Source organism: Chitinophaga silvisoli, assembly GCF_003412465.1.
GTDB lineage: Bacteria > Bacteroidota > Bacteroidia > Chitinophagales > Chitinophagaceae > Chitinophaga > Chitinophaga silvisoli.
In genome coordinates, this window is the sequence record NZ_QTJV01000002.1 from 761,537 (window position 1) to 772,609 (window position 11,073).

Consider the following 11,073-nt stretch of genomic DNA (forward strand, 5'->3'; position numbering starts at 1 on the left):
AATTTGTTATTTCCTTAAATGTTGGTCTGAAGAAAAAATGGCCTGTTTTGTGGATTGTTATACCCTGTAGTTAACATTTTTTTAATACTGGGTACCCAAACAAAATATTCACGCAATGAGAAATCCACCTATGTGGATATAAGTGCCAAAAATCAATGCTATGGCCGAAATTGGCTGTTAATTTCCTGTGAATAGAACAGGCAAAAAGAATAACAACTACATTTGTACACGGTGGCAAAAATTACTTTCCCCATATTCACAGCCCTAGTAGTAGTGGGTTTTTCTTTTTTAAAAAGAATAAATTATAAATATAGTTATGATAAGGGAGCTCGAAATCGCAAAAAAAGATTTGCAACGAAAAGGTTTTTTGGATTTGCCGGTCGATTCACGTTTGGATCTGTTTGATGAAATCGAAAGATTAAAAAAAGAAAAAAATGCAATCGTCCTCGCGCACTATTATCAGGAACCAGATATTCAGGATGTAGCAGATTACATCGGCGACAGTCTCGGACTTAGTCAGCAGGCTGCGAAAACCGATGCTGACATAATCGTTTTTGCCGGTGTCCACTTTATGGCCGAAACCGCAAAAATTCTGAGTCCGCAGAAAAAGGTCCTTTTGCCTGACCTGAAAGCGGGTTGCTCACTGGCCGACAGCGCCCCTCCGGAGCTGTTCCGCAAGTTCAAAGAGAAACATCCTGACCACCTGGTTATTTCCTACATCAATTGTTCTGCCGGAATCAAGGCACTCAGCGACATCATTTGTACCTCTTCTAATGCCGAAAAGATCATCGAGAGCGTTCCCAAGGACCAGCCGATCATTTTTGCCCCCGACAGGAATTTAGGGGCTTATTTGGCCAAAAAAACGGGTAGAAACATGTTGCTCTGGAATGGAGCCTGCATGGTTCACGAAATTTTCTCGCTGGAGAAGATCACCCGGCTTAAAATCCGGCATCCAAAAGCCAAGATCCTGGCACATCCGGAATGTGAAGCAGCTGTCCTGGAAATAGCAGACTACGTTGGTTCTACCACCGGGATCCTTAACTTTTCGAAAAAAGATGACGCAAAAGAGTACATCGTTGTGACCGAAACAGGTATTCTCCACCAAATGCAGAAAGAGAATCCGGGCAAAACGTTTATTCCTGCACCGCCCAACAATGCATGTGCTTGTAATGACTGTCCACACATGAAACTCAATACGTTGGAAAAGCTTTACCTCTGTATGGAATATGAAACCCCGGAAATAACGATGAACGAACAACTCCGTATAGCAGCCAAAAAGCCTATTGAAAGGATGCTGGAGATTAGTGCACAGGCTGGTTTGTAAATTAAAATATTGAAATACAAATAGTTACGAATTAATTATTTGAATCTAAGGCTCGGTTATTCATTTAACCGGGCTTTTTTTATGCCTATGAGTGGCCCGTAGTTTTGTTATACATTATATAATAGTGGGGATATCTATGGGATTAAATTGTGGAAGCCTTCCTGAATGAAGCGCTTGAGAATTGAATAAAATTTCATTGTCAAGGGGTAGGGAGGGTACGTTTAATTCTCAGGGCTTTCATAAATGCAGATTATACTCCCGCTTATCCACAGCCCATTCACAAAATGTGAAAATTCATACTAAAATTAAAAATGAAGGCCCTGAGAATTGCATAGAATTATTGTGCTCGTACCATTATCCACCTCGCTTCATTCTCAGCGCGCTCAAATTCAATTTTACTCACCTTATTCACAATTGTCTTACACGTCATCTATGTGTATAAGGCTGGCAAATATGATATGGCATGTAGTTAACATTGTATGTGGAATACCCTATATAAAAATGTGAAAGTATTGTTGAATGAAGGGGCTGAGATTTTAATGAAAATCGCAGATCCCGGGTAGGATAGTGGCCATTTAATTCTCAGGGGCTTTAAAAAAGAAGGCTTTATAATTGCGATGAAATTTGACTATCCAGAGGAGTATTAATGTCATCCAATTCTCAGCGCCTTCGTGAATAAAGGGCCTGAGAATCGTGTGGAAATGTTAGTAATTGGAATGGAGATAGTATAATTCATTCTCAGGGCCTTCATAAAAGCAGATATTTTTCACTATTATCCACATTGAATTAACAAAAGCTATAAAAATAGATAAAATTAAAAATGAAGGCGCTGAGAATCACATAAAAGCTAATTGCCTGGGGATAAGCCTAGCCATTTGATTCTCAGCGCCTTCAAAAATGAAATTAGTGCCTTAGTTTTCCACAAATGTGAGTAAATGCGAATTCACAATTCACAATAGACCACCATTTACATTGAGCACAGCCCCGTTTATGTATGAATTATTCACAACTGTTTCAATGAGGTTAGACACATCCTGTGGATTACCTATTCTTCCCACAGCGATGCCTTGGGCGTAGTTTTCGAAGGTGGCTTTCCGCTCATCCCTGTTCAGGAAATTCCACCATTCAGTATCTATTACACCAGGTGAAACAGCATTGATGCGAAGGGGCTTTAGTTCCTTGGCAAGGATGGGAACCATCACTTCCAGCGCACCGTTGATAGCTGCCAGTCCTGAGGTGCCTGGCAGAATAGCTGTGGAGGATGCAGCACTTACGATGGTAATGCTACCGTTTTTATCGAGCCATGGAAGTGCAGCCTGGATGGTCTGCAGGTGTGGCCAGAATTTACCATCGAAGCCTGCACGCAGATCATTGAGATCCATTGTCGCAAATGGACCACCTCCTTTGGCGCTGCTCAAGGTAAGTATGAGGTGATTAAAGTGGCCGGTCTGGCTAAAGAATGTTTCTAGTGCGTTGCTATCTGTGCTGTCGAGCGAGGTAGCGTTAATACCAGGTGCTGTTTCAAGGGCTTTAGCTAATTTATCTTCACTTCGGCCGGTGATGATTACTGATGCACCTTTTTCTGCCAGGAGTTTTGCGGTGGCCAATCCGATTCCGGAGCTTCCGCCGGCGATGATTATTTTTTCCATTGTACGGTTGTTTGTTTCGACCATACAAATATGCGAAGCTGTGGAGTGGGGGAATTGTTTGAATGATGCAGGGAATTGATCAGATTATGCTTTGATGAGAAAGTGGGGGATGCAAATCTGATTGAGGGAATGAGATTTTAAGTTTGAATGAAAAGGCAATGGTGTTGTTTATACTACCGTGGCGAACATACTTCTATAACTCAGCGGGGTTCCCCCGGTTAATTTCCGGAAGAAGTGATTGAATGCTGCCGGTTCGCTAAAGTCCAATTGATAAGATATTTCTGAAATTGATAACGCAGTATTCTGCAACAAAACTTTTGCTTCCTGTACCAGCATTTCCTGGATGGCATCCGATGCGGTACGATTGGTTGTATTTTTTACCACCCGGTTTAGGTGGTTAGGGGTTACATGGAGCATCCGTGCATAATCACTCACCTGCCTGTATTGCAAAAAGTGTTGACTCACCAGTTTATGAAATTGGGTGACTATGTGTGTAGCCGGTTTTAAATTATTATGGGGCAACTGCCTTTCATATGATCTTTTGGCGGTCAAAAGTAGAAGGTAGAGATACATTTTGATGGCTGTCACCTTCCCTGAAGAATCTGACTTTAGCTCAGCGTCTATTTTTTCTATAAAACTCACTATTTCATTGATTTCCTGTTCGTTGCACTGAAGCAGTTGGGAACAGGAATAGTCATAGAAGGGGAATTCGGTACTCAAATTCAAAGGGGGAAGGATGCCTTCAAGAAAAGTAGATGAGAATAATATATAGTAACCGAAGATATCGGGACTGGCATTGGATTTACTATGCACTTGTCCGGGGATAGAAAAGGTCAGGCTAAGTGGGCCAACGTCGAAATGTTCCAGGCCTAACTTCATATGGATACTTCCTTTTAGAACAATACCGACTCTGTAGAAAGTAGATTTTGCCGGACCGTAATCTGGTATCATGCCTTCGGAGGAGTACAACTCAAATCCTGGAATTTGATATTGTACCGCTAAGTTGTTGTACCCAAAGATCGCATTGGTAGAAGTACGGTGACGTTCTTTATGGAAAGGATCCAGGTGGTGGGTAGGCAAAGAATTGGATGAAGGCATGGATCAGGTATTTTAAAAAAGGGGAGAGTAAATCTTTATGCAAGTTCTTCTACCCAGATATAATCGGCTTCTGTTTTACGAAGGGAAAGATTATATCCGGCTACCATTATTGAGATGGGATCTCCGAGGGGTGCAATTTTTTCAATCTTTACTGTTTCTCCAGGCACGCATCCCATTTCCATCAATTTGATATGTAAGTCATCACTTTCGAAAGCAGTAATTACGGCACTTTTTCCTATAGCAAGCGAGGACAATTTAATCGCACTTTTTTTCATCTCATGTGGTGTTTAACGACAGTGCAAAGGTACTTGCTGAAGGGGAGACCCCCAAAGATAGTGTGCTGTTAATCAGAAATTTCACTATACTTTTACATATAGAATTACACTATAAAAACAGCAGTGGTATATGGCGATAAATTTTACTTCCCATGAGGTAAAGGTAAACCTGAAAGATAAGACAAGGTTGAAGGCATACATAAAAGAGAAGTTTTCCAGGGAGGGACAAAAACTGAAGGACTTACAGTATGTGTTTTGTTCAGATGACTATCTTTTGGAGATCAATCAGCAATTTTTGCAGCATGATACCTATACGGATATTGTAACTTTTGAATTGGGTACTGACCCGAAAGTGACGGAAGGGGAGATTTATATTAGTATAGACCGGGTAAAGGAAAATGCAGAAAAATTCAAAGTACCTGTTGAACAGGAATTACACCGGGTAATATTTCATGGCGCATTACATTTATGTGGGTATAAGGACAAGTCAAAGGAGCAGGCAGCTATTATGCGAGCTAAAGAAAATGAATGTTTGAAAGAATATTTAGGTGTGTCACTTTAAATGTTCCACGTGGAACACTTATCGTAATAAGAAAAAGGTCAACTTTTAAAGTTGACCTTTTTTATTTCTATTCATTTCTAAATAGAGAATTGATGACCTCATTCTAAGTTTCCACTTTCCATTTCTGATGGCATTTATTTTGACCGTCTGTTTTCATGAGTTTTTATTTTTCTTCATCCTATTGTTTTATAGTTCGGCTTTTGTACTAAAACATTATCATAAGGTCACTATCAGGGCACCAAAAGGTCACCTCAATATCCAATCGATATTGAGGTGACCTTTTGGTGCCCTCTTGATGTACTTATAATATCCTTTTTGTCTTAATGCCGGGATAAGGAATCGAGGAATTCTTCTTCTTTATTTCACCCCGATCTTTATAAAATTTCATTTGTTCCACGTGGAACATAATATGTGCTTCCTTGGTTGTACCTTTGCATCTCTATTAATTAATATTATGTTTCCATCTTACGATGTTATAGTGGTAGGTGCAGGACATGCCGGTTGCGAAGCTGCGGCATCTGCAGCGAATATGGGTTCAAAGGTTCTTTTAGTGACCATGAACATGCAGACTATTGCCCAAATGAGTTGCAACCCTGCTATGGGTGGTATCGCAAAGGGACAAATAGTTAGAGAGATCGATGCCATGGGTGGATACTCTGGTATCGTGACTGACCAGTCAATGATCCAGTTCCGTATGTTGAACAGATCTAAGGGGCCTGCAATGTGGAGTCCCCGCACCCAAAATGATAGAATGCTCTTTGCTGCTAAGTGGAGAGAAGCATTGGAACAAACTCCCAATGTAGATTTCTATCAGGACATGGTGAAAGGCCTTCTTGTAAAAGATGGTATTTGCTATGGTGTGGTGACAGGCCTGGGGCATGAAATAAAAGCAAAATCCGTAGTGCTCACCAACGGAACTTTCCTGAATGGTGTAATGCATATTGGTGATAAACAATTCGGTGGAGGTCGCGTAGCAGAAAAAGCAGCTACCGGTATCACCGAACAATTGGTTTCCCTCGGTTTTGAAAGTGATCGTCTTAAGACCGGGACACCTCCCCGTATTGATGCCAGAAGCCTGGATTACTCCAAAATGGAAGAACAAAAAGGAGATGATGTCATTACCGGCTTCTCGTACCTGGATGTCGAGAAGATAAAACCTGAACAACAAAGAAGTTGTTTCATCACCTATACAAGTGACGAAGTACACGAAATGTTGAAGACAGGTTTCGATCGCTCTCCAATGTTCCAGGGTAGAATACAGGGTAGGGGACCTCGCTATTGCCCAAGTATCGAAGACAAAATAAACAGGTTCGCCGAAAGAGACAGACACCAACTGTTCGTAGAACCGGAAGGTTGGAATACCGTGGAAATATATGTAAACGGATTTTCTACCTCCCTGCCAGAAGATGTTCAATATAAAGCCCTGCAGTTAGTGCCGGGTTTTGAGAACGTAAAAATGTTCCGCCCGGGATATGCTATCGAGTATGATTACTTCCCACCAACCCAGTTGAGTTTCTCCCTGGAGACCAAACATATTCAAAACCTCTTCTTCGCAGGTCAGATAAATGGTACTACCGGGTACGAGGAAGCAGCATGCCAAGGCCTGATGGCAGGTATCAATGCCCACCTTAAGGCAAGCGGTCAGGCTCCTTTTGTTCTGAAAAGAAGTGAAGCTTACATAGGAGTACTCATCGATGACCTGATCAACAAGGGAACCGATGAACCATATCGTATGTTTACCTCCCGTGCAGAATTCAGAACACTACTTCGCCAGGATAATGCGGATCTGAGATTGACCGAACAGAGTCATAAAATTGGTTTGGCAGGGGAGAACAGGATGGAAAAAGTGAAGGTTAAATCAGAAGGAGTAGAAAAAATTAAAGCGATTCTGAAAGAATTACCCATCGATCCGGAAGATATTAATCATTTCATGATCGAGAAAAATACTTCCCCGCTTACCCAAAGAATCCGTGCTTACCAGATTTTACTTCGTCCATCTATGGATATTTTCTCTATGAGGGACAATGTGACGAAGATGAAAAATGCTATGGCACCATTCGATAATGAAACCCTGGAACAGGCAGAGATCCAGATTAAGTATGAAGTTTATATCGAAAAGGAAAATGAACTGGTAAAAAGAATGAGTCAACTTGAAGACCTGGTGATCCCGGATAGTTTTGATTATACTAAATTGGTTTCACTAAGCGCCGAGGCAAGACAGAAATTTAATAAAATAAAACCTCGTACTTTAGGACAGGCATCCAGAATTAGTGGTGTAAACCCAAGTGATGTTCAGATTTTGATGGTGTATATGGGAAGATAAAACTCGTATTTTAAATTTTTATTTATAGAATAAAAAATACATGCTTTTGTAGAGCATGTATTTTTTTTTGACTATATTCGTTCTATAAGTACTGAATCATATCCCTCAATTTAAACGACACAACTATGAGCACTGGCCAAAGCATATTTTCCTGTAGTATGATTCCTGCTTAGACTTATGAAATTATCCACCTTTAGAAAAATAAACTGAAACTCGTTTTTATAAATTCCTGTATTCGTAGCTTAAGAAATTTGTCATGAAGGTTAAGGTATTGCCTTGCCTATACATTCTTTAAAGTGAAGGTTAAATTAGAAGTATAATAAACACCCGGTCCGTTTCTTCGGACTGGGCTCTTTTAAAATCGCGAAATATTCATTTTTCTCCTCTAAATCCCCTTATTATTCATAATAAATTGATAATCAATTAATTAATTCGATCTCAATATCTCCTTAAATTTCAACGATCACCGAATCGGCTATGTGATTCCTTCAAAACAGGTATCAAATTAAAATTACCCCCTTAAAATGCGTTTTCCTGTTTTTAGATACTTTTAGTAATTTGTTTAGGCATAACAATTCCCGAATATGATCAAAATCTTACTCACCAGCACAGCTTTACTCTTTTCCTCTACTTTGCTTGCTCAAACAGATACATCTTCTGCTGAGAAATATTTACTCATCGGTGGTTATACTAAAACTCCTGATGAAGGTATCAGCGTCTATGCCTTCAACACCCAAACCGGTACCTTCCGGTTTGTAAGCACAGCTCCCAATGTAGAGAATCCCTCTTACCTTGTGATAGCTCCGGATCACAAGTATGTATATGCCGTGAACGAAACGAATGGGGATAAACCGGGCAATGTGAGCGCCTTTGGATGGGATACAATTTCAGGACAACTTACCTTTTTAAATAAACAAGCTTCGGGCGGTGACGATCCTTGCTATATCACTACCGACCAGGATGGAAAATATGTAGTAGTCGCGAACTACTCCGGCGGCAGTTTTTCTATACTGCCTGTAAAACCGGATGGTCGCCTCGAAGCACCGGTGCAAACCATTGAACATACCGGTTCCGGTCCAAACAAAGAGCGACAGGAAAAACCACATGTGCATTGTGTGTATTTCAGTCCGGATCACCAGTATCTATATGTGTCCGACCTGGGTATCGACCAGATAGCCATTTACAATTACCGCCAGGGTGATGTACAACCACTGGTGCCTGCTAATCCGGGTTTCGCACCTTTCCCTCCGGGCTCAGGTCCCCGCCACCTGGTATTTCATCCCAATGGGAAATGGGTCTATGTGATACATGAACTGGATGGAAAAATTACTTCCTTTCATTATGACAATGGTAAGCTGACTCCTTTCCAGGCAGTATCTATTCTTCCGGAAAATTTCAAGGGAAAGCCCTGGGCTGCTGACCTCCACATTTCGCCCGATGGAAAATTCCTGTATGCAACGAATCGGGATCCCCTGAATAATATCCTGACTTTTTCCATCAATGCTAAGACAGGGAATCTCGTGAAAAAAGGAGAGACAGCTACAGGTGGAAAAACACCCAGGAATTTTGTGATCGATCCTTCCGGCAACTACCTGCTGGTTGCTCATCAGGGGTCAAACAATGTGACCGTTTTCAAAAGGGATAAAGCAAGCGGACTCCTCAAAAAACAGAAGGAAGAACTGAAGACTCCAAGTCCGGTTTGTTTGAAATTCATAGGCAGTAATTAAATCGCATTGGCATAACTTTTTCGGTACAAACCTTAAAGATCAAGCCATGAAAAATAAAGACTTAAAAAATAAAACAACAGGGAATGAACACATTCCAACTCAGGAAGAATTAGAAGCTAAGAGAGATCAGGCCTTTCCGGGCTATCCTACTTATCCGGCCAGTGAAGACATTATGAATAATGAAGAAAGAGAGGACCTGGATGTGGAAGGTGTAACCGGATCACGCAGGATCAATAATGAAATAGCAAGGGAAGAAGGATCTATTCCACAGGAATTCAGTGAGGAAGATGATGATCTGGATATACCAGGTGCAGAACTGGATGATGAGGAAGAATCAATCGGTGAAGAAGATGAAGAAAATAATTATTACAGCTTAGGTGGAGACAGACACGAAGATCTGGATGAGACGAATGAAGATGATATTTAAATAGCGAATCAATTTTGATTTTTATAGCAGGCCCCAGGCCTTCGCATCCGTCGTGGATAATTGATGAAAAATGCATCAACTATCAACGGCGGATTTTTTAATGAATTTCATTACAATAATGGTGTCAGCAATCTGCACACAGCATCAATAAAACGTTGCCAGATAGAGCGGTTTTTCCAGGAGCGCCTTTCAATCTGAACGGCATCCTGCAAGTCCTGTTCAAAGGCAGCATTTAACTTATGTACTACCGGTCTGTCATACACGACTACTGCAATCTCACTGTTCAGATAAAAGCTTCTGTTATCAAGGTTTACAGTGCCTACTATCGCCAGGTTATCATCTATCACAATAGTCTTGGCGTGAATAAATCCCTTCTGATAAAAATATACTTTCGCACCTGCATCCAGCATTGGTTTTACATATGACTGTGCAGCATGTTGCACAAAAAACGAATCACTTTCTGATGGCATTAACAACTCTACGTTTTTACCTGCCAGTGCAGCCATTTGTAAAGCAGTCAGGATCTGGTCGTTAGGAATGAAATATGGATTACTGATGCGGATACTTCTTCTCGCTACATTGATCGCCATGAGAATCGTTTGCATAGACATCGGGAAATCTGAATCAGGTCCGCTGGATACGATATCTGCAAAGCAATGCTCTTTCAGATGTGAACGATGAAAGTATGGATCACTGAATGGAAAAGTGTTCTTGCTGCAATAACGATAACTCATCATAAACTGTAGCTGCAAAAGGTTAACTACATCCCCTTCCAGTTGTAAATGTGTATCTCTCCAGAACACGGGATGCTTGCCATTGTTGAGATAGCGGTCATCCATATTGATACCACCAGTGAAACCGATATTACCATCTATGATAATGATCTTACGGTGATTACGATAATTAGCATTGAGGTAGAAGTTGATTAGTACAGGTGAGAACTTAAATACTTCCGCACCATGTTCTTCCAGCAGATCGGGGATATCACCGATATCACTACAACCCAGGTCATCGTATACAAATCTGACTTCTACACCTTCTTTTAATTTTTCTACGAGTATATTGGCTACTTCATTGCCTATATCATCTGCGGCGAAGATGTAGTATTCCATGTGAATGTGATGTTTGGCCTCCCTGAGGGCTTTCATTACAGCAGGGAATTTCTCTTCACCATTGAGTAGGATCTGGATTTTATTATTTTGAGAAAGGACAGAATTTCTGGTATTCAGTAACATAGCGGAGATCTCCTGTTTGCTGGCCACGTGATGACGGAGTGAGAGCTGCATATGTTCAATTTCTCTGCGCTGTGATTCCCAGTATCTTAGCATCAGGGTTTCGTCTTTACTGCCTTTGAGCGTGAAGCGGCGGCGTTTGCGCAGGTCACGGCCCAGGTAGTAGTAGACAATTAGTCCAAGGATGGGAACGAACACCAATAACATGATGTAAGACAATGCTTTAACAGGGTTGCGGTTTTCCAGCAGGATAGTGCTGACTACCCCTATAAAGGAGAGGCTGATCAATACATAGCCGAAGATCTTGATGGCGATGTGCCAGTCGGTGCCCCAAAGAAAATATAGTACCTGATACACGCTATATGGTTATGTATGATAAAGGTAATACTGAATTTCAACTTCTAGAGAATTGAACTGATCCGAACCGATTAATGCGGCCTAAGGTTCCATGAATTG

The 11,073-nt window shown here is 41.1% G+C and carries 9 protein-coding genes; 5 read left to right on the top strand and 4 right to left on the bottom strand.

The features are described from left to right. The first annotated feature begins 316 nt into the window (after positions 1-316). Positions 317-1,324 carry a quinolinate synthase NadA gene (gene nadA / locus DXN04_RS09280; protein WP_116853053.1) on the top strand — a complete coding sequence of 336 codons (1,008 nt, stop codon included), beginning with the start codon at positions 317-319 and terminating at the stop codon, positions 1,322-1,324. A gap of 950 nt (positions 1,325-2,274) precedes the next feature. Here nadA and DXN04_RS09285 read toward each other — a convergent pair. From DXN04_RS09285 to DXN04_RS09295, 3 genes are all read right to left on the bottom strand, one after another. Continuing rightward, entirely contained in the window at positions 2,275-2,973 is a 699-nt protein-coding gene (locus DXN04_RS09285) for an SDR family oxidoreductase (protein WP_116853054.1), read from the bottom strand. Between the two features lie 168 nt (positions 2,974-3,141). After that, positions 3,142-4,071 (bottom strand): helix-turn-helix domain-containing protein, encoded by a 930-nt coding sequence (locus tag DXN04_RS09290; RefSeq protein WP_116853055.1) that lies wholly within the window; start codon positions 4,069-4,071, stop codon positions 3,142-3,144. Positions 4,072-4,106: 35 nt separating this feature from the next. Then, the gene (locus DXN04_RS09295; protein WP_116853056.1) at positions 4,107-4,346 is read right to left on the bottom strand and encodes a FeoA family protein; all 240 of its coding nucleotides are present in this window, start codon (positions 4,344-4,346) and stop codon (positions 4,107-4,109) included. Positions 4,347-4,476: 130 nt separating this feature from the next. On the opposite strand from DXN04_RS09295, the gene ybeY reads away from it, so the two are divergent. The 4 genes from ybeY to DXN04_RS09315 all read left to right on the top strand — a co-directional run bounded on the left by ybeY (position 4,477) and on the right by DXN04_RS09315 (position 9,385). Continuing rightward, entirely contained in the window at positions 4,477-4,908 is a 432-nt protein-coding gene (gene ybeY, locus DXN04_RS09300; protein ID WP_116853057.1) for an rRNA maturation RNase YbeY, read from the top strand. A 454-nt stretch (positions 4,909-5,362) separates the two neighbouring features. After that, the gene (gene mnmG, locus DXN04_RS09305) at positions 5,363-7,231 is read left to right on the top strand and encodes a tRNA uridine-5-carboxymethylaminomethyl(34) synthesis enzyme MnmG (RefSeq protein WP_116853058.1); all 1,869 of its coding nucleotides are present in this window, start codon (positions 5,363-5,365) and stop codon (positions 7,229-7,231) included. Between the two features lie 584 nt (positions 7,232-7,815). Continuing rightward, entirely contained in the window at positions 7,816-8,958 is a 1,143-nt protein-coding gene (locus DXN04_RS09310; protein ID WP_116853059.1) for a lactonase family protein, read from the top strand. Positions 8,959-9,004: 46 nt separating this feature from the next. After that, the gene (locus tag DXN04_RS09315) at positions 9,005-9,385 is read left to right on the top strand and encodes a hypothetical protein (protein ID WP_116853060.1); all 381 of its coding nucleotides are present in this window, start codon (positions 9,005-9,007) and stop codon (positions 9,383-9,385) included. Positions 9,386-9,495: 110 nt separating this feature from the next. Here DXN04_RS09315 and cls read toward each other — a convergent pair whose 3' ends face one another. Next, the gene (gene cls / locus DXN04_RS09320; protein ID WP_116853061.1) at positions 9,496-10,974 is read right to left on the bottom strand and encodes a cardiolipin synthase; all 1,479 of its coding nucleotides are present in this window, start codon (positions 10,972-10,974) and stop codon (positions 9,496-9,498) included. Positions 10,975-11,073 lie beyond the last annotated feature (99 nt).